Below are 25,746 nucleotides of genomic sequence, written 5' to 3'. Positions count from 1 at the left end.
ATCAGGCGCCGATCGCCACGAGAGCGCCGATCTCGTGCAGCGGGGGGCCGGCGTGACCGTCGGGTGGGGCGTCGCCGGGTGCGGGTGGGTGGCTCGCGACCACGCGCTGCGCGCGCTGCTCGCCGTGCCCGACGCGCGGGTGGTGGCGCTGCACGACCTCGACGCCGCCGCGATGGAGCGGATGCCGGTCGAGGGCGCCCGGCGCAGCACCGACCTCGCCGAGTTCCTGGCCACCCCGGGCCTGGACGCGGTCTACGTCGCCGTCCCGAACGCCGGGCACCGGCCGCTGGTCGAGGTGGCCGCCGCGGCCGGGAAGGCGGTGCTGTGCGAGAAGCCGCTGGCCGCCGACGTCGCCGACGCGCGGGCGCTGGTGGACGCGTGCGCCACGGCCGGCGTGCTGCTCGGCACCGCCTACGACCAGCGCTGGCACCCCGCCCACGTGCGGCTGCGGGAGCTGGTGGCCGAGCTGGGCACCGTCACCGCGGTGCGGATCGTCTACTGCTGCTGGCTGCCCGGCGACTGGACGCCCGACGGCCGGCCGCACGACAACTGGCGCGTCGACCCCGCCCGCGCCGGCGGCGGTGCCGCGATCGACCTGGCCCCGCACGGCCTGGACCTGACCGGCACGCTGCTCGGCGAGGACGTCACCACGCTGTCGGCGCTGCTGCAGACCCGCGTGCACGGCTACGGCGTCGACGACGGCGCGCTGCTGACCGGCAGCACCGACGGCGGCGTGCTGGTCAGCCTGCACGTCGCGTTCAACACCCCCGACGCGCTCCCGCGCCGCCGCCTGGAGGTCGTGGGCACCCGCGGCATGGCGGTCGCCGTCGACACGATGGGGCAGACGGCGGGAGGCTCGCTGACGCTCTACCGCCCCGACCCGGTGGACGTGCCGTTCGCCGACACCCCGCCGTTCACCGCGCAGTTCGCCGCCTTCACCGACGCGGTCGCGGGCCGCGCTCGGTGGCCGTACGACCCGGCCCGCGACCTCGCCCTGCACCGCCTGCTCCTCACCGCTCTGGAGAGAGGGACCCCGTGAGCTCGCCCGACGTGCCCGCTGCCATCGACCGGGCCACCGACCCCGCCGCCGACGACGGCGCGCGGCACGTGTCCAGCCAGGCTCGTCAGGGAGGTGTCGACACCAACCCCTACCGCGGCCTGCTGCCCGACCTGCCGGCCTACGCCTGCACCAACTGCGGGCACTGGCAGCGCTGGCCGGCGCCCGGACCGGTGGTCTGCCCGGTGTGCGCCGACGTCCGCAACGCGCTGCCCGAGCACGGCTTCGAGTTCGTCCCCGCCAAGGAGGCCGACGAGCTGGTCACCGGGTTCTGGCGGCCGGCCCCGGTCGACGGCGTCACCGAGTTCGGCACCGAGCCGCGCTTCGGCCTGGACAGCCGCGGCTGGGTGATCGAGACCGACATCGGCCTGGTCGGCTTCGAGTGCGCGCCCTGGTACACCGCCGACATGCTCGCCGAGCTGCGCCGGATGGCCGCCGAGAAGGGCGGCTTCCCCGTGCTCGCCTCGAGCCACGTGCACGGCTACGGCGCGCTGTGGCAGCTGCAGCAGGAGCTCGAGCCGCGGGTGGTCTGCGTCAACGTGCACGACCTGGTCTGGACCAAGGCCTTCCGGGTCACCTGGCCGGCCGACGACGTGCTGGCACTCGCCCCCGACCTCACCCTGCACCGCACCGGCGGCCACTTCCCCGGCCACTCGGTGCTGCACGACTCCCGCCGCGGGGTCCTGTTCTGCGGCGACTCGCTCAAGGTGGACCTGGCCGACGACGGGAAGCCGGTCGCGCTGAGCGCGCACAAGGCGTTCCACGCGCAGATCCCGCTGTCGCACGGCGAGCTGCGGGAGATGCTCGCCGTCGTCGCGGAGCTGGACTTCGAGGTGGTCGCGACGCCGTTCGAGATGGTCCCCGGCGTCACCACCGACCACGTCGTGCACCTGGTGCAGCGGCTGCTGTCCGGGCCGCCGGACGCCGCCCCCGTCCCCCTGGCCGAGCTGTGACCGCCACGCGGACGACCCCGTCCCAGCGCTACCGGGAGTCGTTCCCGACGCCGGTCGAGGACTTCGCCATCGCGGGCATCGACGTCCTCGACGTGCCGCTGCACTCCGCGGTGCTGCCGCCGTCCGAGCTGCACCCCGGCGGCAGCGGGCTGGGCTACGGCGCCACCCGCGAGGAGGCCCGCACCGGCGCGATGGGCGAGATGGCCGAGATGGCCCTGTCGCTGCGCGCGCACCAGGGCGTCTCCCGCGAGGAGGGCTCGTTCGCCGAGATGACCCGCCGGCACGGCCGCCACCGGGTCGCCGACCCGCGCGAGCTGTGCCTGGAGGCGGGCAGCCCGTACGACGACGACCGTGTCCTGCAGTGGCTGCCGATGACCCGGCTGCGCGACGGCGAGACGGTGCAGGTGCCCGCCGAGCTGGTCGCCTCCGCGCCCGACGACCTGCCCGGCGCTCCCCCGCCCGGAGGCTGGCTGACCACGGTCATCACCAACGGCCAGGGCGCGGCCTTCGACGCCGACCGGGCGGTCACCCACGCGCTGCTGGAGGTGCTGCAGCGCGACGGCAACGCCACCGCCTTCCGCGCGATGGACCGCGGCGTCGTCGTCGACCTCGACGGGCTCACCGACCCCGACGCGCTCGCGCTGCTCGACCGGCTCGACGCCGCGGGCATCGACGTCGTGGTCAAGCTGGCGTCCACGGAGTTCGGCGTGGTCGACGTCTACGCGGTGGGCTGCTCGCGCGACGGCTCCGAGCCGGTGCCGGTGATGGCCACCGCGTGCGGGGAGGCGGCGCACCCCGACCGCGACACCGCCGTCCGCAAGGCGCTGCACGAGTTCGCCTCGGCGCGCAGCCGCAAGGCATTCATGCACGGGCCGTTCGACGTCGTGCTGCCGGCGACGCCGTCGGGCTACCTCGAGCACTGGCGCGGCGGGCACCCGCCGGAGCGGCTGGTCGAGGAGGACCGCGCGCTGCAGGCGATGCTCTCCTGGACCCGGATGGGCACCGCCGCGCTGGTGGACCTGCTGCAGGACACCGTGCTGTCGCGGCGGTCCACCGTCCCGCTGGCCGGCCTGTCCACCTGGCGCGGGGACGACCTGCACGCGCACGTCACCGGCGCCGTGCAGGGCGCCGGCCACGACGTGCTGGTGGAGCTGCAGCCCTCGGTCGGCGACGCCGTCGCGGCCAAGGTGCTGGTGACCGGCCTGGAGGTCGAGACGATGTCCTACGGCCGGATCGGCGAGCGCGGCGTGCGCCGGCTCGTCGAGCACGATGAGGGTCTGGCCGTCGTCGGCGCCGACCCCGGCGGCTGGGCGCGGGTGCACCTGACGCCCGCGGCCGAGGAGCGCCTGGGCGGGCCGGCGTGGTTCGACCGCGCGGGCGCGCAGCGGCGGGTGGGGGCGCTGTACGCGCTGTACCGGGAGCCGGGCCGGCACGTGGTCGCCGAGGTGCTGGCCTCGTGACCGAGCTCGCGAGGTCACGCGAGGGACGGGGCAGGCTCCGGTACGCCTACAACACCAACGGGCTCACCTCGCACCGGCTGTCCGACGCCCTGCCCTTCCTCGCCGACTGCGGCTACGCCGGGGTGGCGCTCACCCTCGACGTGGTGCACCTCGACCCGTTCGCGCCCGACGCCTTCGCCCAGGCAGAGGGGGTGCGGGCCCGCTGCGACGAGCTCGGCCTCGGCGTGGTGGTGGAGACCGGCGCCCGGTTCCTGCTCGACCCGCGGGCCAAGCACGAGCCGACACTCGTCACCGCGTCGGCCGAGGGACGGGCCCGGCGGCTGGCCTACCTGCGGCTGGCGTGCGACCTGGCGGAGGTGCTGGGTGCGGAGGCGGTGAGCTTCTGGGCCGGCGTGCCCAGGCCGGGCGTCGACCGCGACGCCGCGTGGGGCTGGTTCACCGACGGGGTGCGCGCGCTGGCCGACAGCCACGGCGGGCGCTCCTACGCGCTGGCCGTCGAGCCCGAGCCCGGGATGCTGGTCGAGGACTGCGACGACTGGGCCCGGCTCGCCGCGGCGGCGCCCGGCATCACGCTGGCGCTCGACACCGGTCACTGCGTGGTGTCCGGCGCGTACGCGCCCGAGGAGGCGGTCGCCCGCTTCGCGTCGCACCTGGGCACCGTGGCCGTCGAGGGCATGCGCCGCGGCGTGCACGACCACCTGCCGCTCGACGAGGGCGACGTCGACCTGCCCGCGGTGCTGCGGGCGCTGCGCGAGGCGTCGTTCGACCGGCTGGTGACGCTGGAGCTGTCCCGCGACGGGCACCGGGCGCACGAGATGGTGCCCCGCTCGATCGCGACGCTGAGGGAGGCCGAGGGCGCGTGAGGACCTGCTTCGTCAGCCGGCGCTACTGGCCCGCGGTCAGCGGGATGAGCGTCTACGCGGAGAACCTGCTGCGCGAGCTCGTCGCGCTCGGTCACGAGGTGGTGCTGGTCAGCCAGTACCGCGACGACGAGGCCGGGACCCGCGTCTACGGCGGCGGCCCGCCCCCGCCCGACCGCGTGCCGGCCGGCGTCGAGGTGCGCGCGCTGCCCAGCCGCGGCGAGACCGTCGTCCCCGCCGACTGGGAGGGCGACATCGCCGAGATCGTCCGCACGGTGCTGGCGCTGCACGCCGAGCGGCCCTTCGACGTGCTGCACGCCCAGTACGGCTACCCGCCGGGGCTGGCGGTGCTGGCCGCCGCGCGGGAGACCGGGCTGCCGGCCGTGGTGAGCATCCAGGGCGGCGACGGGCACTGGGTGGGCACCTGCTGCGCCACCCACGCGCACGCGATGCGCACCGTCGTCGACGCCTCGTCGGCCGTGCTCATCGGCAGCGCCAGTTTCCGCGACGAGGTGGTCGGCAACCTGGGCAGCGACCCGGCGCGGTTCACGATCGTCCCCGGCGCCACCGACACCCGCCGGTTCACGCCGGCCGAGCGGCCGCTGGGCGCGCTGCAGGACCCGCCGGTGCTGCTGTTCCACGGCCGCGTCGACCGCCGCAAGGGCGTGCTCGACCTGCTCGAGGCGCTGCCCGACGGCGTCCGGCTGGTGGTCTCGGGCATCGGCCCGGACCTGGACGAGGCGAGGGCGCGCGCCGACGACCGGACGACGTTCCTCGGCTACGTGCCGCCCGGCGAGGCGCCGGCGGTGTACCGCTCGGCCGACGTCTTCGTCAGCCCCACCTACAGCGAGGGGTTCTCCAACACGCTGCTCGAGGCGATGGCCAGCGGGCTGCCCACGGTGAGCACCGACAGCGTCGGCGTCGTCGACTGCCTGCGCCACGACGAGAACGGCCTGCTGCACGAGCCGGGTGACGTCGCCGGGCTGCGGTCCGCGCTGGACCGGCTGCTCGGCGACCGCCCGCTGCGGGAGCGGCTGGCGGGCACGGCGCTGGAGGAGGTGCGCCGGCTCTACTCGTGGCCGGTGCTGGCCCGCTCGATCGACACCGTCTACCGGGACGTGGCGGGGACGACGCCGTCCACCGGCTGGACGATGCCGCCGGAGGTCGACCTCTCCTGCCGGTTCCGGTCGGCCGCGCACCTGCTGTGAGGGTGACCGCGGTCAGCCCGCACCTCGACGACGCCGCGTTCTCCGTGGGCGGCACGCTGGCCGCGCTGGCCGACGCCGGGCACGAGGTCACGGTGGTCACCTGCTTCACCCGCAGCGTGCCCGACCCGGAGGGGTTCGCACTGGCCTGCCAGCTCGACAAGGGACTGCCCGCCGACGTCGACTACATGGCCCTGCGCCGCGACGAGGACGCCGCCGCGATGGCCGTGCTGGGGGCGACGCCGCTGCACCTGGACCTGCGCGAGGCCCCGCACCGCGGCTACGAGAGCGCGGCGGAGCTGTTCGCCGGCGTGCGCGAGGACGACGACGTGTGGGAGGACGTGCGGGCGGCGCTGACCGGCCTGCCCGGCGACCTGTGGCTGGCCCCGCAGGCGCTGGGCGGGCACGTCGACCACCTGCAGGTGCTGCGCGCCGTCGCCGGGACCGGCCGCCCGGTGCTGTGGTGGCGGGACTCGCCCTACGTGCTGCGCGACCCGGACGCCGTGCCGGGGCCGGAACTGCCCGCCGGGCTGACGCCGCTCGAGCTGCCGCAGGACCTCGACCGGCGGGCCGACGCCTGCGCCTGCTACGCCACGCAGCTCGGCTTCCAGTTCGGCGGGCCGGAGCAGATGCGGACGGCGCTGGCCGGCCTGCCCGAGGTGGTCCTCGCCGACGCCGGCGCCCGGGAGCTCGCCGCGCGCCGATGACTCGCGCCGCGACCGGGGGTCTGGACTGCGACGCCCCCTCACTGCACAGGAGCACCCCGTGGACATGAAGCTGGAACTGGTGCCGGTCCCGGTCGCCGACGTCGACCGCGCCAAGGCGTTCTACGTCGACCGGCTCGGCTTCACCGAGGACGTCGACGTGCGGCCGGCCGACGGCGTCCGCGTCGTCCAGGTGACCCCGCCGGGCTCGGCCTGCTCCCTCGGCTTCGGCACCGGCGTGCCCGCCTACGACGACGCCGCGCCCGGCACCGTCCGCGGCCTGCACCTCGTGGTCCCCGACATCGAGGCGGCCCGCGCCGACCTGGTGGCCCGCGGGGTGGAGGTCGGCGAGGTCGTCGACGTCGGCGGCGGGGTCCGCTACGCCTGGTTCGCCGACCCCGACGGCAACACGCTGACCCTGCAGGAGATGGCCTGGCGCACCGGGGACGCGTTCTAGCCCGGAGCCCGGTCGTGCTCTGCCCCGCCTCCGTGGGCAGAGCACGACCGTCCGAAGGGGCACTACAGGGGCTGCAGCGCCCGCCAGGCGGTCCACGCGCTGGTGATCATCTCCCGCAGGTCGCGGGTGGCCCGGAAGCCGAGGTCGCGGCCGATCCGGTCGACGGCGGCCACCACGCGCGCCGGGTCCCCGGGACGGCGGCCGGCCACCTCGGGCGTGGTGTCCCCGCCGGTGACCTCGGCGACGACGCGCAGCACCTCCCGCACGCTGCTGCCCTCGCCGCGGCCGACGTTGTACGTGCCGCCGGGCCGGCCGGCGGCCAGCGCGCGGGCCGCGGCCACGTGCGCGTCGGCGACGTCGGAGACGTGCACGAAGTCGCGCACCGGGCTGCCGTCGGGTGTCGGGTGGTCGTCGCCGAACAGCTGGGGCGGCCGGCCGGCGTCGAGGGCGGCGAAGACCAACGGCACCAGGTTCGCCGTCCCCCGGTCGCCGAGCTCGGGAGCCGCCGCACCGGCCACGTTGAAGTAGCGCAGGCTGGTGGCGGCCAGCCCCCAGGCGGCGCAGTCGCGCAGCAGGTCCTCACCGGCCAGCTTGGTGCGGCCGTAGGGCGACAGCGGGCGGCAGACGGTGTCCTCGTCGACCCGCTCGGCGTCGGGCGTGCCGTACACCGAGGCGCTGGAGGAGAACACGAAGCGGGTGACGCCCTTGGCGCGGCAGCCCTCGAGCAGCGCGACCAGGCCCTCGACGTTCTCGGCCCAGTACAGCAGCGGGTCGGCCACCGACTCGGCGACCTGCTTCTTGGCCGCCAGGTGCACCACCCCGGTCACGCCGTTCTCGCGCAGCACCCGCCGGACCATCCCGCGGTCGCGCACGGAGCCGACCTCCAGCGGCACGCCGGGCAGCCCGGCCAGCCGGTCGGCGTCGCCGGTCGACAGGTCGTCGAGCACGACGACGTCCTCCCCCGCCGCCACCATGGCGCGCACGACGTGCGCCCCGACGTACCCGGCGCCCCCGGTGACCAGCCAGCTCACGGGCCCAGCCTGCCCGGCGGGACACCGCGCCGCGCGGCGGAGCAACCCACTTGCCCGGGCGAGCGCAGCGGAGGAGCGTGCCCGCCGCGGGCTCGAGAGCAGGAGTCGTCATGACCGACCAGGCCGTCACCGTGTACTACAAGCCGGGCTGTCCCTTCTCGGCGAAGCTGCGGGCGCAGCTGGCGCTGGCCCGCCTCCCCCACCGCTCGGTGCGCTTCGCCGACGATCCCGACGGTGCCGCCGCCGTCCGGGCGCACCACCCCGAGGGCTGGGAGGTCTCGCCCACCGTCGTCGTCGATGGGCGGTACCTGACCAACCCGTCGCTGCGGGAGGTCCGGGAGGCCGTGCGCGCCTGAGCGGTCCGGCCCGGTCGGCGGTGGGTGCCGCGCGGGGGTAGCCGGGCCGTCACCGCAGGTCGCGTCCTCCTCCGTTCCGGTTGGGCCCAGGTCGGAGGGGTACGGCGGCGCGGACGAGGCGGGCCACGAGGGCGCCGCCGCGAACTCAGCTGGGAGACGACCATGGCACTCCCCGACCGGGACTCCGTGCGCGACTGGGTCGGCCGGACGGTGGTCGGCCGCGACGGGACCGAGATCGGCCGGGTCACGCACCTGCTCGCCGACGAGGACACCGGCGCGCCCGAGTGGATGTACGCCGAGGTGGACGACGCCGTCGTCGCGGTGCCGCTGCTCGACGCCACCGACGACGACGGCCGGGTGCGGGTGGTCGTCGAGCGCACCGCCGTGCTCGCCGCGCCGCGCTACGGCGAGAGCCGCCGGCTGACCACCGACCAGGAGACCGAGCTCTACCTGCACTACGGCATCCAGTACTCGACCGACGCGTCGGAGAGCGTGCTGCCGGCCGCCGAGGCCGAGCCCGCTCCCGTCGCGCCCCGGGACCCCGAGGCGCTGCCCACCGAGCCCCCGCCGCCGGTGGCCCAGCCCGGCGACCGCGACTTCGGCCGCGACGGCTCGGCGCCCGACCGGTCGGCCGGGCGCGCCGGGCAGATCGCCGCCGTGGTGGCCGCGGTCCTGGCGCTCGGGGGCACGGTCTTCTCCCTGACCCGCCGCCGGCAGCGGCCCGCCGCGAAGGTGTCGCGGAGGGCCGGCCGGGCGTCACGGAAGGCCTCGCGGAGGGCATCGCGCTCGGCGTCGCGGCAGGCCGGGCGCGTGGGCCGGCGGGCGCGGCGGCAGACCGCGGCGCAGGCCACGGCGGGCCGGGCCCGGCTCGCGCAGCTGTCGGCGTCGGTGGCGCCGCTCGCCGCGACCGCCGCGCAGGTGGTCGGGACGGCGTCGCGCGCCGGGGTGGACTCGGTGGGCCGGGCGGCCGTGGTGACCGCGCAGCAGGCGGCCGCGGCCGCTCCCGTCGTGCGGGCCCGCGCGGCGGAGGCCGCCGCGCAGGCCGGGCCGCTGCTGGCCTCGACCGGCGCCGCGCTGCAGCACAGCGCGGGCGTGGGCACCGGGGCCGCGCTCCGGGCGGTCGACGCCGGTGCCGGGCTCGCCGCGACCGCCGTGTCCAAGGCGGCCGAGGCCGGCGCCGAGTTGGGCCGGACCGGCCTGCGCGCGGCGATGCGCGCGGAGCGCGCCGTCGAGGAGGTGCCCGAGGCGGTCGTCAAGGCCGGCCACCGGGCGCGCAAGCGGGGCAGGCGGGTCGTGCGGATGGCCTCGCTGGGCGCCGGCCTCGGTGCGGGCTACGTCGTCGGGGCCCAGGCCGGGCGGCCGCGCTACGAGCAGATCGTGCAGACGGCGAGTCGGCTCACCGGCCGGCGGTAGGGCTGCTCCGCGGGGACCCGGTGCCCGGGTGGGTGCCGGGTCCCCGCGCCGCGGTCAGGGCAGCGCGCGGGTGCGCTGCTCGACGCCGATCTCGCCGTAGGGGTAGTCGGCCGCGCCGGGGTCGCTGACCGCGTCGAGGCGGGCGGTCTCGTCGTCGTCCAGCACGACGTCGGCGGCGGCCAGGTTGCCGCGCAGCTGCTCGGTGGTGCGGGCGCCGAGGACCACCGAGGTCACCGCCGGCCGTGCGGCCAGCCAGGCCAGCGCCACCTGCGCCATCGACGCCCCGCGGGCCTCGGCGACGTCCTGCACGGCCTCGAGCACGTCCCAGGTGCGCTCGCGCCCGCCGACCCGGTCGTAGGCCTCCATGCCGCGGGCGGGGTCCTCGCCCAGCCGCGTCGCGCCCGTGGGCCGCTGCTCGCGGGTGTACTTGCCCGACAGCCAGCCGCCGCCGAGCGGCCCCCAGGGCAGCAGGCCCAGGCCGTTGTGCCGGCAGGCGGGCACGATCTCGAACTCGACCTGCCGCACGAGCAGGCTGTAGGAGGGCTGCAGCGTCACCGGGACGGCGAGGTGCTCGCGCTCGGCGAGGTCCACGGCCTGCTGCACCTGCCAGCCGAGGAAGTTCGACAGGCCCGGGTAGCCGATCTTGCCCGCGCGGACGGCGTCGTCGAGGAAGCGCAGCGTCTCCTCGAGCGGCGTGAGCGGGTCCCAGGCGTGCAGCTGGTAGAGGTCGACGTGGTCGACGCCGAGCCGGCGCAGCGAGTCGTCGAGCGCCCGGCGCAGGTGACGGCGGGAGTTGCCGACGGCGTTGGGCTCCTCCCCCATCGGCATCCGGCCCTTGGTGGCGAGGACGACGCGGTCGCGGACCTCGGCCGGGCGGGCGGCCAGCCAGCGCCCGGTGATCTCCTCGGCCGCGCCGGCGGAGTAGACGTCGGCGGTGTCGACCAGCGTGCCGCCGGCCTCGACGAACACGTCGAGCTGCTCGTGCGCGCCGGTCTCGTCGGTCTCGGCGCCGAAGGTCATCGTGCCCAGGGCGAGGGCGGAGACGGCGCAGCCGCTGCGGCCGAGCGTGCGGTACTCCACGGGTCCTCCTCGAGAACGGTGGCCGGGAGGGACGTCCGCCCCTCCCGGCCACCGGGTGCGGTCAGCGGTTGCCGCCGCCGATCATCGGGTCGTCGCCGTCCCGCCGCACGTCGTGCTCGACGCCCTCGGTGGACGAGGTCGCGGTGTAGCCCTCGGACCCGGACTCCGGGACGAGCACGTCGTCGCGCACCACGGCGTCCGGCGGCGGCTGCTCGACGACGGTCACCTCCTGCGGCTGGACGACGCCCTCCGTGGTCGGCGGCGGCACCTCCTCCTGCCGGCTCCCGGACGACGACGTCGCCGCGGCCACCCCGGCCGCCGCGGCGCCCGCGACCGCGGCCACGCCGGCGGCGACGGCCACGCCCGAGACACCGGCCTTGCCCTTGTCGCCGTGCGAGCCGTAGGCGTCGCTGGTGGTGGGGGTGCCGACGTCGACGTGCTCGTTGACCGAGCCGCGCCAGGCGCCGGTGGCGTAACCCTGGCTCTCGACCAGCTCCTTGAACCGCTCGAGGTCGGACTGTGCCTGCCGCCCGACGATGCCCAGCTTGTCGCCCACCTGCTCCACCAGGCCCTCGGGCTCGTACTCGAGCTCCAGGTACACGATGGTCGAGCTCGGCCCGGCGGGCTCGAACCGGACGGCCCCGGCGTTGGTCGCACCGCTGGTGGCCGCCCAGGCGACCTTGCGGTCGGGCTCCTGCTCGAGGACGGCGGCCTCCCACTCGCGCCGCACGCCGGCGATCTCGGCGACCCAGTGCATCCGGTCGTCGGTGAGCTGGCGGACCTCCTTGACCCCGCCCATGAAGTGCGGGAAGTCCTCGAACTGCGTCCACTGGTTGTAGGCGGTCGTCACCGGGACGTCGACCTGGATCGACTTCTCGACCTTGGTGGTCATCGCTCATCCTCCTTCGTCGCAGGACGTTCTGGACACGCGGTGGGGGCGTTACCCCAGGTCAGCGCCCATCACGCACGGAACCGTTCCGCCGGGGTGGCGGGAGGGACGTACCGTCGTGGGCGTGAGTGTCGCCCCGCCGCCGACCGTCACCCTGAGCGACCGCTTCGCCCGCGAGCTGCCGGAGATGGCGGTCCCGTGGCAGGCGGAGGCCGCTCCCGACCCGCGGCTGCTCGTGCTCAACGAACCGCTGGCCGGTGAGCTCGGACTGGACCCGTCGTGGCTGCGCGGCCCCGACGGCGTCGGCCTGCTGACCGGCACCGCGGTCCCCGAGGGCGCCACCCCGGTGGCGCAGGCCTACGCCGGGCACCAGTTCGGCGGCTTCGTGCCGCGGCTGGGCGACGGCCGGGCGCTGCTGCTGGGCGAGCTCACCGACGGCGAGGGCCGGCTGCGCGACCTGGCGCTCAAGGGGTCGGGGCGGACGCCGTTCGCGCGGGGCGGCGCCGACGGCCTGGCCGCCCTGGGTCCGATGCTGCGCGAGTACGTCGTCAGCGAGGCGATGCACGCCCTCGGCATCCCCACGACGCGGTCGCTGGCCGTCGTCGCCACGGGCCGGCCGGTGCGCCGCGAGACGGTGCTGCCCGGCGCCGTGCTGGCGCGGGTGGCGGCCAGCCACCTGCGGGTGGGCAGCTTCCAGTACGCGCGGGCGACCGGCGACGCCGACCTGCTGCGCCGGCTGGCCGACCACGCGATCGCCCGGCACCACCCGGCGGCGGCCGACGCGCCCCAGCCCTACGTCGCGCTGTTCGAGTCCGTGGTGGCCGCGCAGGCGTCGCTGGTGGCGCGGTGGATGCTCGTCGGGTTCGTGCACGGGGTGATGAACACCGACAACGTGACCGTCTCCGGCGAGACCATCGACTACGGCCCCTGCGCGTTCCTCGACGCGTTCGACCCGGCGACGGTCTACAGCTCGATCGACGTCGGCGGGCGCTACGCGTACGGCAACCAGCCGATCGTGGCCGAGTGGGACCTGGCCCGCTTCGCCGAGGCGCTGCTGCCGCTGCTGGCCGACGAGCAGGAGGCGGCGATCGAGGTGGCGGTGGCCTCGCTCGGCGGGTTCCGCCCGGCCTACAACGACGCCTGGTCCGAGGGCATGCGGCGCAAGCTGGGCCTGCCCGGGGGCCTGGACGACGAGGTGGCGCGGGCGCTGTACGACGACCTGCTGGCGTTGCTCACCGCCGGCCGCGTGGACCTGACCTCGTTCTCCCGCGGCCTCTCCGGTGCGGCGCGGGGCGCCGCCGAGCCGACGCGGGAGCTCTTCCTGGACCTGGCCGGGATCGACGGCTGGCTGGCGCGGTGGCGGGCCCTGACCCCGGACGCCGACGCGATGGACCGGGTCAACCCCGTCTACGTCCCGCGCAACCACCTGGTCGAGGAGGCGCTGGCCGCCGCGTCGGACGGCGACCTCGACCCGCTGCACCGGCTGCTCGACGCGGTGACGCGGCCGTTCGAGGAGCGCCCGGGCCTGGAGCGGTACGCCGCGCCGGCGCCGGAGACCTTCGGCGCCTACACGACCTTCTGCGGCACCTGACCGGCCGGTGCGACGGGTGGGACGGCTGGGGCGTGCGGGTCCCGCCGGGTGCGCGGACCGCCGATGAAGCGGGCATGCGCGCCAGCCACCTCGCCACCGCCCTCGCCGCCTTCACCGCCGGTCTCACCGCCGCCTCCCTCCTGCGCCGGTCCGCCGGGCGCACCGCGCCGGCCCCGTCCGCCGCGCCGCTCCCGGCCGCCCCGGCCGAGGGACCCGACGCCGTCGTCCTGGCCTTCCCCCGCCCCGTGGCCGTCGAGCGGCCGGCCGCGCCGGCCCGCTGCGGCGACAGCGGCGGCGTGACCCGCGCCGGTGCCCCCTGCGCCGCCCGCGCCACCAGCGGCGGCCGCTGCCACCACCACCGCGCGGCGGCCTGAGCCGCAGCGCGCTGCACCCCCGTCGCCCGGTGCCCTCAGGCGCCGGGCGACGGCCGTTCCCCCGGGGAGGTGCTCAAGTCGGGTCCGGGACCGGCCGATCACCTCGGTCGAGAGCCCGCACCGCCGACGAGAGGACACCTCCGGTGACCACCCCGCCCACCCCCGAGACCGCCACCGCCCGGGCGGCCGGCCCGGAGCTCGGCGAGCTGGTCCGGGCCGCCGCCGCGGCCACCGGCATGCCGAAGGCGACGGTGAACCTGTTCGACGGCGACCGGCAGCGGCAGGTCGGCAGCCACGGATTCGCCGGCACCGACTCCCCGCTCGCGGACTCGATCTGCGCCCAGGTCACCGGGGACGCCCCCGACGTGTACGCCTTCACCGACCTCGCCGAGGAGCCCGGCTTCACCGGCAACCCGTGGGTCGACGGCCGGAACGCCCGCGTGCGCGGCTACGCCAGCGCGCCGCTCGTCGTCGACGGCTCGACCATCGGCACGCTGTGCGTCTTCGACGAGCAGCCCCGGGCCCTGTCCCTGCAGCAGTGCGACCGGCTGGCCGAGCTCGCCGGCGACGTGACGAGGCTGGTGACGCCGTCCGCCTGACCCTCGCTCACGCGTCGCGGCGGCCGGGTCGAGTTGCCGCCGGGCGGGACCGGCGTCAGGGTCGGGCCGCAGCCGGCTCCGCCGGGTACCGCGATCCCCGCACCGGAGGAGGGCGTCCGTGGAAGCCGACGTGATCGTCGAGGTGCCGAAGGGCTCCCGGAACAGGTACGAGTACGACCAGCGGCTCGGCCGGATCCGGCTGGACCGGATGCTCTTCACCGCGACCGGCTACCCGGGCGACTACGGCTTCGTGCCGGAGACCATCGCCGAGGACGGCGACCCCATCGACGCGCTGCTCCTGCTGGGCGAGCCCACCTTCCCCGGCTGCCTGGTCCGCGCCCGGGTCATCGCGGTGTTCTGGGTGGACGACAAGCGCGGGCCGGACGCCAAGCTGCTGTGCGTGCCCGCCCACGACCCGCGGCAGCAGCGCCTGCAGGAGCTCGAGGACGTGCCGATGCACCAGATCGCCGAGATCTGGCACTTCTTCGAGATCTACGAGGCCCTGGCGCCGGACAAGTCGGCCGAGACCCGCGGCTGGGAGCGCAAGGCGAAGGCGGTCGCCGCGCTGGAGGACGCCCGCCGCCGGTACGCCGAGCAGGCCGCCTCCGCCGGCTGACCGTCGCCGGGCCGCAGGCGACCCGGCCCGGGTGGCCTACCGCCCGTGCCGGTGCAGCAGGAGGCCGACGGCGGCGACGGCCGGCACCAGGCCGGCGGGGACCAGGTTGAGCGGCACGCCGGCCACCCGCGGCAGGTGACCGGGCTCGTCCTCGACCGCCGTGCCGGGGGTGGCGAGGGCGGGGAAGAACGGCGCCCAGGCGACCGCCGACAGCAGCGCGGCAGTCCGGGCCGCCAGGTCCTCCTCGGCCGCCGAGGACGCCGGTCGCCAGAGCAGCCACAGCGCCACCAGCTGGGCGCCCGCCACCGTGCCCCAGCCGGCGGCGCCGTGGAACCGGGCGTGCGGGGGCCACTCGGGGTTGAACACGTGGGTGGCGTTCAGGTCCGCGCGGGCCGTGCCCACGATCGTGCCCACCGCCGCGCCGGTCAGCACCAGCCGGCTGGTCCTCATCGGGGCCCCTCCCCGCCGCCGTCGGCCCACGGGGGCTCCTCGCGGGTGGCGCCCGCGGGAGGCGGGGAGGCCCGGCAGACCAGCCAGCCGAGGGCCACCTGCCACGCGACGAAGCAGGCGAGGACGGCGAGCCACTCCCCCGGGCCCATCCGGACCAGCACCCCGCGCGGGAGCACCGCCACCGAGCACACCGCGAGGACGCCGCACAGCCACAGCGCCAGGGCGGTCCAGCGGTAGCGCACGGCCGCGCTGGGACGGACGTCGATGCCCAGCCCGGAGAGGTCCTCGGGCGGGTGCCGGCGGACCATCTGCCGCCGGGAGCGGTGGACCGACACCCCGGGGTGTCGCTCGGCGAGCACCTGCTCCCAGTGGCGCCGCCGTCGCGGGCCGGTGCCGGGGGGCAGGCTGACGGCGACGACGCGCGCGGCCGCGGCGCGGAAGCCGGAGTCGCCCAGGATGACGCGGCCCCGGGCGGCGACGACCGCCGTCACGTTCCCCCAGCCCGTGCCGAGGCCGGTGTGGCTGGGGTGGTACCAGCCGTAGAGCCCGCAGCCGCACCCCCACTGCGGCGGCACGTGCTCCTCGTCGACCGCGCACCGGGCCCGCTCGACCGGCCCGCGCCAGGGCCCGGCGTCGAGGTGCACCGGCGGGCACAACCCGTCCTCGGTCAGCCGGAACCGCCGGTACCCCCGCACCTCCCCGGGCACCAGCGCCGGGGACGGGTCCGGAGGGCGGGGAGGCGAGGTCACGCCGGCGCGGGCTGGGCCGGCGCGGTCGGCGCCGGTTCCGGCCGGGCCGGAGCCGGGTCGGCCACCGGCTCGCACTCGATCTCCCGGCGCTCGGGGCCGATGTCCCCGGCCACGCACGGCCGCAGCGGCGGCCGGGCGACCCGGGTGGCGCGGGAGGACGACGACGCGGTGAGCGTGCCCATCTGCGGCTCCTCGCCCGAGGGACTCGACTGCGGACCGACCGGGACGGCGGCGCCGCGGTGGGTGCTCCCGCCACGGCGTCCCCGCCAGTGAAGCACCGATCCCCGCGCGGGCACAGAGACGGCGGCGGACCCCTTACGAGGGCACGGCCCCCGGCGTAGCGTCGCCGCCCCGCACGACCTCGTTCCGGTGGAGGAGGACGGGAGATGGGTGAGGCACGAGCTCTCCTGGAGCAGAACACGAAGTCCTGGAACGCCCACGACTCGGCGGCCTGGGTGGGCAGCTTCCGCCCCGACGCGGAGCTGGCCGGCCCGGGGGTCAGCGGCTCGGCCGCCGACCTGGCCGACACGTTCTGGTCGATCTGGCAGGACGCGTTCCCGGACAACGAGGTCCACGTGGTCGGCATCTTCGAGGACGGCGCCACGGGCATCCTGCAGGCCGAGTTCCACGGCACCCAGACCGGGCCGATGAACGCCCCCGGGCAGACGATCCCGGCGACCGGGCGGCGGGTCACCCTCCCCTTCGTCCTGGTCAACCGGTTCGACGACGGCGGGAGGACCACCCACTTCACCCTGTACTTCGACCGCGCCGAGCTCCTCGAGCAGCTCGGTGTCCTGCCCGTACCCGGCTGAGCCGACCGGGGTGGGACCGCCACGGCGGTCCCACCCCGGTCGCCGCGGCCGGTCAGGCGCGGCGCGCGGTGAGCAGCAGGTACTCCCAGTCCAGCACGGTGCCCCCGCTGCCGCGGTCGTAGCGCGCGGCCAGCGCGGCGAGGTCGTGGTCGAGCGCCGCGACCCGCTCGGGGTCGTCGCCGACGTGGCGGTAGGTGGCGATCGTCGGGCCGTAGACCTGCTTCCAGGAGTCCCGCCACGCCTCGGGCGAGGCGTAGCCGGAGACGGTCACCGACTGCCGGCGCGCGACGACGTCGGTCACCCGGTCGCCGAGCAACCCGCGCACGTGCTGCTCGTCGCCCCACAGCGGCGGGGGCTGCGCCCCGGGCGGCGGTGGGGGCGCGTAGGGCTTCATCGTCCGGAACATCTCGCCGACGAAGCCCTCGGGCGTCCAGCTGACCAGCCCGATCCGCCCACCGGGCCGGCACACCCGCACGAGCTCGTCGGCGGCCTGCTGGTGGTGGGGCGCGAACATCACGCCGACGCAGGACAGCACGACGTCGAAGCTCGCGTCCGGGTAGGGCAGCGCCTCGGCGTCGGCCTCCTCCCAGGTCAGCTCGGCGCCCGCCTGCCCGGCGGCCTCGCGGCCGGCGTCGAACAGCTCCGGGGTGAGGTCGGAGGCCACGACCTCGGCGCCGGTCAGGGCGGCCGGTACGGCGGCGTTGCCGGTGCCCGCGGCGACGTCGAGCACCCGGTCCCCGCGGGCGACCCCGGTGGCGGCCACCAGCACCCGGCCCAGCTCGGGGATCAGGTCGCGGGCCACCGACGGGTAGTCCCCGAGACCCCACATGGCCCGGTGCCTGGCCTTCAGCGCCCGGTCGGCGGCGACGGCGTCGATGGTGTCGGTCATGGATCACTCCTGTCGTCGTGCGAGGTCGTCCCCGCGGTGCGACGACGGTGGCGCGGCCGCGTTGCAGACCGGCTGCAGCGCGGATGCAGCGCTCATGCACGCACGGACGACGCCGCGACCCGGGCCAGCGCGTCGCGGGCGAGCGCGACGGCGGTGGCCTCGGCCGCCCGCAGGTCGTGCGGGTGCCCCGCCCCGTCCGCCGGCCCGAGGGGCGAGGGCTTGCCGGCCGCGACCAGGCACGCGTGCAGGGCCGCGGCGTCGTCGGCGGCGTCCACCCGCTGCAGGAGCCGGGCGACGTAGCGCAGGTTGAGCCACTGCTGCGTGGCGTCGCCGACCCGCTCCCAGTGCGCGAGGACGGTGGCCAGCTCGCGGGCGGCCACGACGGGGTCGCCGTGCACCGCCCGGGTGGCCGCGGCCTCCATCATCGCGATCCCCTGCCACCAGAAGTTCCGCACGCCCGCGGCCAGCTCCCCCGCCGCGTCGAAGAGCGCCAGGGCGCGGTCGGGGTCGGTCTTCTTGAGCACCAGCCCGAGCGCGTAGCGGCCCATCGACCGCGCCGTGGGGTTGGCCGTCGCGTCGGCCACCTCGAGGCTCTCCCGCGCCGCCGCCAGCCCGCGCTCCGGCGTCCGGCCGACCGCCTGGCACACCGCGACGTAGTACAGCGTCCAGACCAGCCGGATGCGGTCGCCGTCGGCCCGGGCCCGCTCCGCCTCCGCGGTGTAGTGCGCGAGTGCGGCCCCGACGTCGCCCTGGTAGAGCGCCACGTCGGCCAGCACGTCGCCCGGGTAGGCGATGCGCGGGTTCCCCGGCGGCGGCAGCCGGCCCTCGGCGAGGCGGGCCGTGGCGGTGGCGCCGGCGAAGTCGCCCCGGTTCCACGCGCCGCGGGCCGCGGCGCCCACGGCGGCCGGGTACAGCGGGTGGCCGGGGTCGACGACGCGCAGCAACTGCTCGGCCCAGGCGTAGGCCTCGTAGCCGACGCGCAGGTGCACGAGCTCGGGCACCGCGGTGACCAGCCGCAGCGCCGGCTCCCAGTCCCGGTCGGCGGCGGCGCGGGTGAAGGCCGCGCGCAGGTCGTCGTAGACGGCGAGGCCCTCCTCCGCCCAGGCCCGCTCGTCGGCGCTCTGCATGCCCCGCCCGGCGCGCTCGGCCAGGTCCACGTGGACGGCGACGTGCCGGCGGGCCAGCGCGCCGTCCTCCCCCGCCTCCTCGGTGCGCGCCCGGCCGTAGGCGCGCAGGGTCTCCAGCAGCCGGTAGCGGCTGCGCACCCCGCTGCGCGCCACGACCATGGAGCGGTCGACGAGGCGGGTCAGCCGGTCGAGGACGTCGTCCTCGGTCGCCGCCGGGTCGACGACGCGGTGCACCGCGCGCAGGTCGGCGCCGCCGGCGAACACCGACATGCCGCGGAACAGCCGCTGCTCGGGTTCGGGCAGCAGCCGGTAGGACCACTCGATCGCGGCCTCGAGGCTCTGGTGCCGCGCGACCGGTCCGCGCCCGCCGCCGAGCAGCGGGGTGTCCTCCAGGCGGCGGGCCACCTCGACCGGGCTCATGGCGCGCATCCGCGCCGCGGCGAGCTCGATGCCCAGCGGCAGGCCGTCGAGGCGGGTGACGATCGCGGTGACGGCGTCCGCGGCCGCCGGGTCGAGGCGGAAGTCGGGCACCGCCGCGCGGGCCCGCTGGACGAACAGCGCGGTGGCGTCCTCCAGCGGCAGCGGCGGCACCGGCCACACCTGCTCGCCCTCGGCGGCGAGCGGCTCGCGGCTGGTCGCCAGCACCACCACCCGCGGGCACCGCTGCACCACCGCGCCGACCAGCCGCGCGGCGTGCTCCAGGACGTGCTCGCAGTTGTCGACGACGAGCAGCAGCGAGCGCTCGCGCAGGTAGTGCAGCACCGTCTGCTCGACCGAGAGGCCCGACCGCTGCCGGATGCCCAGGGCCGCAGCGACCGCGTGGCCGACCGGGGTCCCCTCGGGCAGGCCGGCGAGCTCGCAGAGCCAGACGCCGTCGTCGAAGCGGTCCCGGTCGCGGGCAGCCACCTCGACGGCGAGCCGCGACTTCCCCGCGCCGCCGACCCCGGTCAGCGTCACCAGCGGGCCGGCGCGCAGCGCGGCCAGGACGCGCTCGACCTCCCGGCCGCGGCCGACGAAGCCGCTGGCCCGCCGCGGGAGGTTGCCCGGCGGCGGCGTCCCGGCCAGCGCGGGGTCGTGGACCAGGATCCGCCGGTACAGCGCCTGGGCGGGGGCGGCCGGCTCCACGCCCAGCTCGTCGTCGAGGCGGGTGCGCAGCTCGTGGAAGGCGGCGAGGGCGTCGGCCTGCCGCCCGGTGGCGTACCGCGCGCGCATCAGGCTCACCGCGGGCCGCTCCCACGACGGGTGGCCGCGCACCAGCGCCTCGAGCTCCGGCACCGCCTCGGCCGCCCGCCCCAGCTCCACCAGCGCGTCGGCGCGGTCGGCGGTGGCGCCGGTGCGCAGCTCGGTCAGCCGGGCCGCCTCGGCGGCGGCGAACTCCTCGTCGGCGAACTCGGCGAGCGCGTCGCCCCGCCACAGGGCGAGCGCGGCGTCGAGCTCGGCCAGCGCCCGCGCGTGGTCCCCCGAGGCCGCGGCCGCCCGCGCGGTCCGGACCCGCTGCTCGAACTCGGCGGCGTCCAGGGTGGCGGCGTCGAGCGCGAGGCCGTAGCCGGGCGGTCGGTGCCGGATGGGTGCCGCGTCCCCCAGAGCGCCGCGCAGCCGGGAGACGTAGGCCCGCAGCGCGGTCAGGGCGCCGTCGGGCGGGGTGTCACCCCACAGCACGCCGACCAGCCGGTCGGCGGACACCACCTCACCGTGCGCGACGAGCAGGGCGGCCAGCAGCGTGCGGGGCTTGTGACCGCCGACGGCGACCGGCCCGGAGCCGTCCTCGACCTGCAGCGGACCCAGGACCCGGAACCGCACGTGCGCCGCACCTGTCATCGCCGCCTCGCCTGCCAGCGGTCCCCGCGAGCGCGGCCGACCCTAGTGGCGGCCCGTCGCGGAGGACAGGTCCCTCCGCCCCGGTCCGCGGTCAGCCCGCCGCGGCGGTCAGCGCCGGCAGGTTGCCCATCGCGGCCACCGCCTGCTCCCGGTACCGGGCGAGGACGGCCTGCCCGTGCTCGTCGTCCCGGGCGACGCCGGCGACGAGCCGGCCGAAGCCGTCGAGGCGGCTGCCGCGGATCCAGCGGCGCAGCTCGCGGTCCTGCGACCAGTGGAACTGGTTCCACATCGTTCTCGCCATCGCGCCGGCGTAGTCGTCGAGCGTGTGCGGGAAGGCCACCGGCCCGCACAGCCGGTTCTGCTGCTCCTCGTCGTCGTGGTGCGCCTCGACCCACGCGGTGAGCGCCGCGCTGAAGGCCGGCTGGGGCAGCCGCAGCATCTGCAGGACGATCCGGTCGCCCTGGAACACCGGCTGCACCGGGCGCCGCCGGACGGCCGAGGCCGTGCAGTCGACGAACAGGGTGTCCGGCGCCGTGGCCACCTCCCCCTCGTCGAGCACCATGCGGTCGGGCTCGAGCGCGCGCACCCGCCCGAGACGGACGACGTCGCGGATCCGGCGGAGCACCTCGACCTCCCCCGGGGCGACCGTGGCCAGGTGGAACATGCCGGGCGTGCGCTCGCGGTCGATCCGCGTCACGGCGCCGCAGGCCTCCAGCCGGAGGAAGAGGTCCTCGGTGGAGGTGGCCGCGGCGAAGGCCGCCATCTGGTCGGCCTGCCCGCCGATGACCTCGTCGAAGAACTCCGGTGCCGGCTGCGTGGTCACCCGGTTGACCAGCCACGAGTCGCGCGGGACGACCCAGGTGATCGCGTCCGGGTCGGCACCGGACGCGATCAGCCACACGCAGGTGTCCATCGCCGTCTTCCCGCCGCCCAGCACGGTGAACCGGCGCGGGAGCGGCGCCCGGTGCGTCCCCAGGCCCGGCAGGTCGTTGGGCGGCACCACCCGGACGCCGGGGGCCACGGCGAAGGACGGCGTGTGGGTCGAGGGGACCGACGGGCTGTTGTACGTGGCGTCGACGACCTTGCGGCGCACCCGCACCCGCGTCTCGGCGCCCGACAGCAGCGACCGGACCCGGCCGTCGCCCTCGTGCTCGCTCATGGGGAGGTAGGCGACCCGACCGCTCGGGACGAGGCGGCTGGTCACCACACGGTCGTAGTAGCCGCAGACCTCCGCGCCGGTCGCGAGCTCGTAGAGCCCGGCGTTCGGGCCGGTGGTGTCCTTGCGGCCGCTGCCGAGTTCCGTGGAGTTCACGCCGTAGAAGGCCGAGGGCTGGTGCAGCGTGACGAAGGGGTAGGCGTCGTTCCAGTGACCACCGGGCTTGCCGTGCCGGTCGACGATCGTGACGTGCGCGTCGCTCTCGTCGAGCAGCGTGTCGGCGAAGGCGAGGCCCGTGGCCCCGGCGCCGATGACCAGGTAGTCGGTGTCGAGGTCGGGAGGCGGCATGGCCGACATGCTATGACAGTGTCATGACAGTGTCATACGGGGATGGCGACGAGGTCCGGGACCGGCGCACGCACGTCGTCGAGGTCGCTGCCCGGCTCCTCGCCGAGGAGGGGCCGCACGGACTGTCGCTGCGGCGGCTGGCCACGGCCGCAGGCGGCTCGACCCAGCTGGTCTACACGCTGTTCGGCGGCAAGCCCGGCCTCGCCGACGCGCTCTACGCCGAGGGTTTCCGCCGGCTCGGTGACGCGGTCCGCGCGGCTCTGGCGGCCGACCCCGCACCGGCCGGCGACCCGGAGCGGCTGGTCACGTCGGCCCGCGCCTACCGCCGGTTCGCCGCCACCGAGCCGGCGTTCTTCTCGGTCATGTTCGGCCCGGTGATCCCCGGCTTCACCCCCGGCCGGTCCACCCGCGAGACCGGCCGGGAACGGTCGCTCGGCCAGGTGGTCGCCGTGGCGCGGGAGTGCCTGGACGCCGGGACGCTGCGAGCGGCCGATGCGCACTCGCTGGCGCAGGCCTGCTGGACGGCGACCCACGGCGTGGCCGCGCTGCGGCACGCGGGCCTGCTCGAGGGGGACGCCGACGACCTCGGCGACGCCCTGGTGCGCACGGTGGTCGACGCGCACCGGCCCTGACCGCCGCGGACGGTTTGCGGACCCGTCCCGCGCGCTATCCCTCCGGGGACGCCGTTCCGATCCGGACGGGCACGACTGGAGGAGGAGACATGGGCAAGCTGTCGCTGGGGCTGGGCCTCGCCGTCGGGTACGTGCTCGGGGCGCGCGCCGGCACGGAGCGGTACGAGCAGATCGTGCAGGCGGCGCAGGGCCTCCTGGGCCGGCCCGAGGTCCAGCAGGCCGTCGAGCAGGCGCGGGCGGCCGCGCCCGCCCCGCTGCAGGGCACGATCGACAAGCTGACGCAGCAGGCCTCCGGCGGTCAGGGCTCCGGCACCCGGAGCACGGGTCGCGGGACGAGCGGCACCGGGACGAGCGGCACCGGGACGAGCGGCACCGGGACGAGCGGTCCCGGGACGATCGAGGGCGAGGCCACCCTCCTCGGCGACGTCGAGGCCGTGGTGACCCCGCCGCCGCCGGTGACCAGCACGGACGCGCACAGCCAGGCGGGCGGCCCGCTGCCGGACCCGCTCGTCCCGCCGGCCAAGTCGGGCAACGGGACCACCGGGCAGGCCTGACGGGGCCGGCGGCCCGCCGGCCCCGCACCACCCCGGACGCCGGGTGCACCCGCGTGCACCCGGCGTCCGAGCGGCTCAGCGGTAGACGAGCGTGCCGTCCTCGAGGTCGGCCCTCGGGAGCAGCTCGGCCTCCTGCGCGTGCTCGAGCATGTGGGTCCACGGCTCCCGGTCGCCCTGCTTGAACAGGACGTGCTGCGAGCGCAGGACGTAGCCGGCGTTGAAGTTCTCCGGGTCCGACCACGGCCGGATCTGCATGTCGGCGTCCTCGGGCCGCAGCGTCGGCACGACCATGGTGGCGCCCTTCGCCTGCATGGTCTCGAACAGCCGGAGCACCACGTCGCTGACCAGGTCGGCGCGCAGCGTCCAGCTGTGCCGGAAGTAGCCGAACACGTAGGCCATGTTCGGGATGCCGCTGATCATGATGCCGCGCCAGGTGACGCGCTCGGGGAACTCGACCGGCTCGCCGTCCACGCTGAAGTCGACGTCGCCGAAGGCCGACAGGTCGAACCCGGTGGCGGTGACGACGACGTCGGCCGGGATCTCCTCGCCCGAGCCGACCCGGATGCCCGTCTCGGTGAAGGTGTCGATGGTGTCGGTGACGATCGAGGCCCTGCCCTCGCGCAGGGCGGTGAACAGGTCGCCCTCCGGGACGAACGCGATGCGCTGCTGCCACGGGCGGTAGCGCGGCGTGAAGTGCTTGTCGACGTCGAAGCCCTCCGGCAGCAGCGGCCTGAGCGACTCCATGAGGAACTCGTGCAGCTCGTCGGGCGCCTCGTGCGACAGCCGCGCCAGCTCGTTGGTCTGGGCGGCGTAGGCGCGGCGCACGATCTCGTGCGTCCAGTCCTCGGGGACGTCGAGCTGGCGCAGCGTGACGGCGAGCTCGTGCACCAGCGGCATGGCCAGGAAGTAGGACGGCGAGCGCTGCAGCATCGTCACGTGCTCGGCGTCCTGCGCGATCGCCGGGACCAGTGTGGCGGCCGTGGACCCGGAGCCGACGACGACGACGCGCGTGCCGGTGAGGTCGAGGTCCTGCGGCCACTGCTGCGGGTGGACGACCTGGCCCCGGTAGCGGTCCATGCCCTCCCACCGCGGCCGGTAGGGCTCCGCGTGGTTGTAGTAGCCCTGGCACATCCACAGGAAGTCGGTGGTAATCCGCAACTGCTCACCGGTGTCGCCCCGGGTCACCTCCACGGTCCACCGGCGGTCCTCGGTCGACCAGCTCGCCGCGGTGACCCTGTGGTGGTAGCGGATGCGCCCGGCGAGGTCGTCCTCCTCGATCACCTCGTCGAGGTAGTCCAGGATCTCCTCCCCTGCCGCGATCGACGGCCCGCGCCAGGGCTTGAACCGGTAGCCGTAGGTGAACAGGTCGCTGTCGGAGCGCACGCCCGGGTAGCGGTGGGTCCACCAGGTGCCGCCGCGATTGTCCTGCGCGTCGAGGAGGACGAACGACCGGTCCGGGAACCGCTCCCGGAGGTGGTGCGCGGCGCCGATCCCGGAGACCCCCGCACCGACGACGAGGACGTCGACGTGCTCGCTGTCGCGGGCGTCGCTGCCGCGGGTCTCCGGAGCCGTTGCCCGCTCAGTGGTCGCCGTCATGGGTGGAACCTCCCGTGCGCCTGGAGTGACGTGAGTCACAGTAGTGCCGGAACGGGTCGTCCTCAGGACGACGTGCGGAACCGGGTCGGGCAGGTCTCCCGACTCGTCAGGAGAGCGGGTTCCGGGCCAGAAAGTCCTGCACCAGGGGGAGGAACTCCTCGGCGCGCTCGACGCCGAGCGCGTGGCTGGACCCCGGGCCGGTGAACAGCTCGAACTCCGCGCCGGGGATCGTCTCGGCCACCTGCCGGCCGTGCCACGGCGGGGTGAGCAGGTCCTGCTCACCGGCGACGACGAGGGTGGGCGCGGTGATGCTCCCGATCCGGTCGAGCGTGTCGTGGGCCAGGTCGGCGTCCCACTGCTCCACGGTGGTCCGGACGTGCTGCTCGGTGCTCGGGAACAGCGGCAGCATCTGCTCGATCAGCTCGCCGAACTGCGGGCTGGCCAGCAGCTGCGGGGAGAAGGCGATGCCGAGTGCCCCGAGCGCGGCGTCGAGGTGGCCGGTGCGCCACGGGTGCGCCAGGCCGGTGATGACCGCCCGCTGGAAGCCGTCGGTGCGGGCCCAGGTGCAGTAGAGGACGAGCGAGGCCACCCGCTCCGGAGCGGCCAGCGCGAGCTCCTGGGCGACGGCGCTGCCCAGGGAGTAGCCCAGGACGTGCGCCCGCTCGATGCCGAGGGCGTCCATCAGCCCCAGGGCGTCCGCGGCCAGCGAGGCGACGCTGATCTCGCCCGAGCCCCGCTCGGACCCACCCATGCCGCGCAGGTCGTAGGTGACCACCCGGTGACCGCCGGCCAGGACCGGAGCCGGCTCGGCCCAGAAGCCCAGGGACTGGGTGGTCCCGTTGATGATGAGCAGCGGGTCGCCGTCGCCGTACTCCTGGACGGCGACGGAGGTGTCGCCGACCTGGACGGTCCGGGGGGCGTGGGTGGTGGGAGTGCTCATGGGTCTCCGTCGCTGGTGAGGGCAGGGTGA

General features: G+C 76.3%; 27 protein-coding genes. 16 read left to right on the top strand and 11 right to left on the bottom strand.

All coding sequences use genetic code 11. The features are described 5' to 3' along the window. Positions 1-34: 34 nt before the first annotated feature. From LY71_RS03225 to LY71_RS03195, 7 genes are all read left to right on the top strand, one after another. The gene (locus tag LY71_RS03225; RefSeq protein WP_342747993.1) at positions 35-1,039 is read left to right on the top strand and encodes a Gfo/Idh/MocA family protein; all 1,005 of its coding nucleotides are present in this window, start codon (positions 35-37) and stop codon (positions 1,037-1,039) included. Next, a complete protein-coding gene (locus LY71_RS03220; protein WP_245887634.1) occupies positions 1,036-2,010 on the top strand; it encodes an MBL fold metallo-hydrolase in 975 nt (324 codons plus the stop codon). The genes LY71_RS03225 and LY71_RS03220 overlap by 4 nt, the downstream gene beginning before the upstream one ends. After that, positions 2,007-3,470 (top strand): YcaO-like family protein, encoded by a 1,464-nt coding sequence (locus LY71_RS03215; protein ID WP_106275543.1) that lies wholly within the window; start codon positions 2,007-2,009, stop codon positions 3,468-3,470. The genes LY71_RS03220 and LY71_RS03215 overlap by 4 nt, the downstream gene beginning before the upstream one ends. Beyond that, positions 3,467-4,333, top strand: coding sequence for a sugar phosphate isomerase/epimerase family protein (locus tag LY71_RS03210; RefSeq protein ID WP_106275542.1), 867 nt, complete (start codon positions 3,467-3,469; stop codon positions 4,331-4,333). The genes LY71_RS03215 and LY71_RS03210 overlap by 4 nt, the downstream gene beginning before the upstream one ends. Beyond that, positions 4,330-5,538 carry a glycosyltransferase family 4 protein gene (locus LY71_RS03205; protein WP_106275541.1) on the top strand — a complete coding sequence of 403 codons (1,209 nt, stop codon included), beginning with the start codon at positions 4,330-4,332 and terminating at the stop codon, positions 5,536-5,538. Before LY71_RS03210 ends, LY71_RS03205 begins: the two co-directional genes overlap by 4 nt. Before the next feature lie 2 nt (positions 5,539-5,540). Continuing rightward, positions 5,541-6,242, top strand: coding sequence for a PIG-L deacetylase family protein (locus LY71_RS03200; protein WP_245887633.1), 702 nt, complete (start codon positions 5,541-5,543; stop codon positions 6,240-6,242). Between the two features lie 64 nt (positions 6,243-6,306). Then, the gene (locus LY71_RS03195; protein ID WP_245887675.1) at positions 6,307-6,696 is read left to right on the top strand and encodes a VOC family protein; all 390 of its coding nucleotides are present in this window, start codon (positions 6,307-6,309) and stop codon (positions 6,694-6,696) included. Positions 6,697-6,758: 62 nt separating this feature from the next. Here LY71_RS03195 and galE read toward each other — a convergent pair whose 3' ends face one another. Continuing rightward, positions 6,759-7,727, bottom strand: coding sequence for a UDP-glucose 4-epimerase GalE (gene galE / locus LY71_RS03190; protein ID WP_106275538.1), 969 nt, complete (start codon positions 7,725-7,727; stop codon positions 6,759-6,761). Between the two features lie 110 nt (positions 7,728-7,837). Here galE and LY71_RS03185 point away from each other — a divergent pair, with 110 nt between their 5' ends. Both LY71_RS03185 and LY71_RS03180 read left to right on the top strand, forming a co-directional pair. Continuing rightward, positions 7,838-8,083 (top strand): glutaredoxin family protein, encoded by a 246-nt coding sequence (locus tag LY71_RS03185; RefSeq protein WP_106275537.1) that lies wholly within the window; start codon positions 7,838-7,840, stop codon positions 8,081-8,083. A gap of 162 nt (positions 8,084-8,245) precedes the next feature. Then, complete coding sequence (locus LY71_RS03180; RefSeq protein WP_106275536.1) at positions 8,246-9,496, top strand: PRC-barrel domain-containing protein; 1,251 nt, start codon at positions 8,246-8,248, stop codon at positions 9,494-9,496. Between the two features lie 54 nt (positions 9,497-9,550). On the opposite strand, the gene LY71_RS03175 is transcribed toward LY71_RS03180, so the two are convergent. Continuing rightward, positions 9,551-10,576, bottom strand: coding sequence for an aldo/keto reductase (locus tag LY71_RS03175; RefSeq protein ID WP_106275535.1), 1,026 nt, complete (start codon positions 10,574-10,576; stop codon positions 9,551-9,553). 61 nt (positions 10,577-10,637) lie between these two features. Next, positions 10,638-11,468: an SRPBCC family protein gene (locus LY71_RS03170; RefSeq protein ID WP_106275534.1), complete on the bottom strand. Its 831-nt coding sequence runs from the start codon at positions 11,466-11,468 to the stop codon at positions 10,638-10,640. Between the two features lie 121 nt (positions 11,469-11,589). Between LY71_RS03170 and LY71_RS03165 the strand changes: the two genes are divergently transcribed. From LY71_RS03165 to LY71_RS03150, 4 genes are all read left to right on the top strand, one after another. Beyond that, positions 11,590-13,056, top strand: a complete 1,467-nt coding sequence (locus LY71_RS03165; RefSeq protein WP_106275864.1) for a protein adenylyltransferase SelO — start codon at positions 11,590-11,592, stop codon at positions 13,054-13,056. A gap of 74 nt (positions 13,057-13,130) precedes the next feature. Next, on the top strand, positions 13,131-13,430 hold the full coding sequence (locus tag LY71_RS03160; protein WP_106275533.1) for a hypothetical protein: 300 nt from the start codon (positions 13,131-13,133) through the stop codon (positions 13,428-13,430). A gap of 143 nt (positions 13,431-13,573) precedes the next feature. Next, positions 13,574-14,029 (top strand): GAF domain-containing protein, encoded by a 456-nt coding sequence (locus LY71_RS03155; protein WP_106275532.1) that lies wholly within the window; start codon positions 13,574-13,576, stop codon positions 14,027-14,029. Between the two features lie 118 nt (positions 14,030-14,147). Next, positions 14,148-14,645, top strand: a complete 498-nt coding sequence (locus tag LY71_RS03150; protein ID WP_106275531.1) for an inorganic diphosphatase — start codon at positions 14,148-14,150, stop codon at positions 14,643-14,645. A gap of 36 nt (positions 14,646-14,681) precedes the next feature. Here the strand turns inward: LY71_RS03150 and LY71_RS03145 are convergent, their stop codons facing one another. From LY71_RS03145 to LY71_RS03135, 3 genes are read right to left on the bottom strand one after another with little or no spacing between them, the layout of a single operon-like run. Continuing rightward, positions 14,682-15,095: a DUF6640 family protein gene (locus tag LY71_RS03145; protein WP_146146050.1), complete on the bottom strand. Its 414-nt coding sequence runs from the start codon at positions 15,093-15,095 to the stop codon at positions 14,682-14,684. Next, positions 15,092-15,844 (bottom strand): hypothetical protein, encoded by a 753-nt coding sequence (locus LY71_RS03140; protein WP_146146049.1) that lies wholly within the window; start codon positions 15,842-15,844, stop codon positions 15,092-15,094. The genes LY71_RS03145 and LY71_RS03140 overlap by 4 nt, the downstream gene beginning before the upstream one ends. Continuing rightward, the gene (locus LY71_RS03135) at positions 15,841-16,026 is read right to left on the bottom strand and encodes a hypothetical protein (RefSeq protein WP_106275528.1); all 186 of its coding nucleotides are present in this window, start codon (positions 16,024-16,026) and stop codon (positions 15,841-15,843) included. Before LY71_RS03135 ends, LY71_RS03140 begins: the two co-directional genes overlap by 4 nt. A 204-nt stretch (positions 16,027-16,230) precedes the next feature. Here LY71_RS03135 and LY71_RS03130 point away from each other — a divergent pair, with 204 nt between their 5' ends. Beyond that, positions 16,231-16,656 carry an ester cyclase gene (locus tag LY71_RS03130; protein ID WP_106275527.1) on the top strand — a complete coding sequence of 142 codons (426 nt, stop codon included), beginning with the start codon at positions 16,231-16,233 and terminating at the stop codon, positions 16,654-16,656. A 52-nt stretch (positions 16,657-16,708) separates the two neighbouring features. On the opposite strand, the gene LY71_RS03125 is transcribed toward LY71_RS03130, so the two are convergent. The 3 genes from LY71_RS03125 to LY71_RS03115 all read right to left on the bottom strand — a co-directional run bounded on the left by LY71_RS03125 (position 16,709) and on the right by LY71_RS03115 (position 21,994). Then, positions 16,709-17,545, bottom strand: a complete 837-nt coding sequence (locus tag LY71_RS03125) for a class I SAM-dependent methyltransferase (RefSeq protein WP_106275526.1) — start codon at positions 17,543-17,545, stop codon at positions 16,709-16,711. Between the two features lie 92 nt (positions 17,546-17,637). Further along, a complete protein-coding gene (locus LY71_RS03120) occupies positions 17,638-20,472 on the bottom strand; it encodes an AfsR/SARP family transcriptional regulator (protein WP_211297121.1) in 2,835 nt (944 codons plus the stop codon). 109 nt (positions 20,473-20,581) lie between these two features. Continuing rightward, the gene (locus tag LY71_RS03115; RefSeq protein WP_106275863.1) at positions 20,582-21,994 is read right to left on the bottom strand and encodes an NAD(P)-binding protein; all 1,413 of its coding nucleotides are present in this window, start codon (positions 21,992-21,994) and stop codon (positions 20,582-20,584) included. Between the two features lie 23 nt (positions 21,995-22,017). Here LY71_RS03115 and LY71_RS03110 point away from each other — a divergent pair, with 23 nt between their 5' ends. After that, the gene (locus LY71_RS03110) at positions 22,018-22,626 is read left to right on the top strand and encodes a TetR/AcrR family transcriptional regulator (protein ID WP_106275524.1); all 609 of its coding nucleotides are present in this window, start codon (positions 22,018-22,020) and stop codon (positions 22,624-22,626) included. An 89-nt stretch (positions 22,627-22,715) separates the two neighbouring features. After that, positions 22,716-23,180: a hypothetical protein gene (locus LY71_RS03105; RefSeq protein WP_106275523.1), complete on the top strand. Its 465-nt coding sequence runs from the start codon at positions 22,716-22,718 to the stop codon at positions 23,178-23,180. Positions 23,181-23,255: 75 nt separating this feature from the next. Here the strand turns inward: LY71_RS03105 and LY71_RS03100 are convergent, their stop codons facing one another. Both LY71_RS03100 and LY71_RS03095 read right to left on the bottom strand, forming a co-directional pair. Next, the gene (locus tag LY71_RS03100) at positions 23,256-24,776 is read right to left on the bottom strand and encodes a flavin-containing monooxygenase (RefSeq protein ID WP_106275522.1); all 1,521 of its coding nucleotides are present in this window, start codon (positions 24,774-24,776) and stop codon (positions 23,256-23,258) included. Between the two features lie 106 nt (positions 24,777-24,882). Continuing rightward, positions 24,883-25,716 (bottom strand): alpha/beta fold hydrolase, encoded by an 834-nt coding sequence (locus LY71_RS03095; protein WP_106275521.1) that lies wholly within the window; start codon positions 25,714-25,716, stop codon positions 24,883-24,885. Between the last annotated feature and the right edge of the window lie 30 nt (positions 25,717-25,746).

It is taken from the genome of Geodermatophilus tzadiensis (assembly GCF_003002915.1).
Lineage (GTDB): Bacteria > Actinomycetota > Actinomycetes > Mycobacteriales > Geodermatophilaceae > Geodermatophilus > Geodermatophilus tzadiensis.
Note: the sequence above shows the minus strand (reverse complement) of the source record. Positions and strands in the feature narration are given on the sequence as shown.

What these genes read in the sequence shown, in the direction of transcription:
- LY71_RS03115 (WP_106275863.1), bottom strand. Translation starts at nt 21,994, where the DNA reads ATGCCGCCTCCCGACCTCGACACCGACTACCTGGTCATCGGCGCCGGG.
- LY71_RS03110 (WP_106275524.1), top strand. Translation starts at nt 22,018, where the DNA reads ATGACAGTGTCATACGGGGATGGCGACGAGGTCCGGGACCGGCGCACG.
- LY71_RS03125 (WP_106275526.1), bottom strand. Translation starts at nt 17,545, where the DNA reads ATGACCGACACCATCGACGCCGTCGCCGCCGACCGGGCGCTGAAGGCC.
- LY71_RS03180 (WP_106275536.1), top strand. Translation starts at nt 8,246, where the DNA reads ATGGCACTCCCCGACCGGGACTCCGTGCGCGACTGGGTCGGCCGGACG.
- LY71_RS03135 (WP_106275528.1), bottom strand. Translation starts at nt 16,026, where the DNA reads ATGGGCACGCTCACCGCGTCGTCGTCCTCCCGCGCCACCCGGGTCGCC.
- LY71_RS03145 (WP_146146050.1), bottom strand. Translation starts at nt 15,095, where the DNA reads ATGAGGACCAGCCGGCTGGTGCTGACCGGCGCGGCGGTGGGCACGATC.
- LY71_RS03100 (WP_106275522.1), bottom strand. Translation starts at nt 24,776, where the DNA reads ATGACGGCGACCACTGAGCGGGCAACGGCTCCGGAGACCCGCGGCAGC.
- LY71_RS03105 (WP_106275523.1), top strand. Translation starts at nt 22,716, where the DNA reads ATGGGCAAGCTGTCGCTGGGGCTGGGCCTCGCCGTCGGGTACGTGCTC.
- LY71_RS03130 (WP_106275527.1), top strand. Translation starts at nt 16,231, where the DNA reads ATGGGTGAGGCACGAGCTCTCCTGGAGCAGAACACGAAGTCCTGGAAC.
- LY71_RS03160 (WP_106275533.1), top strand. Translation starts at nt 13,131, where the DNA reads ATGCGCGCCAGCCACCTCGCCACCGCCCTCGCCGCCTTCACCGCCGGT.
- LY71_RS03095 (WP_106275521.1), bottom strand. Translation starts at nt 25,716, where the DNA reads ATGAGCACTCCCACCACCCACGCCCCCCGGACCGTCCAGGTCGGCGAC.
- LY71_RS03195 (WP_245887675.1), top strand. Translation starts at nt 6,307, where the DNA reads ATGAAGCTGGAACTGGTGCCGGTCCCGGTCGCCGACGTCGACCGCGCC.
- LY71_RS03185 (WP_106275537.1), top strand. Translation starts at nt 7,838, where the DNA reads ATGACCGACCAGGCCGTCACCGTGTACTACAAGCCGGGCTGTCCCTTC.
- LY71_RS03170 (WP_106275534.1), bottom strand. Translation starts at nt 11,468, where the DNA reads ATGACCACCAAGGTCGAGAAGTCGATCCAGGTCGACGTCCCGGTGACG.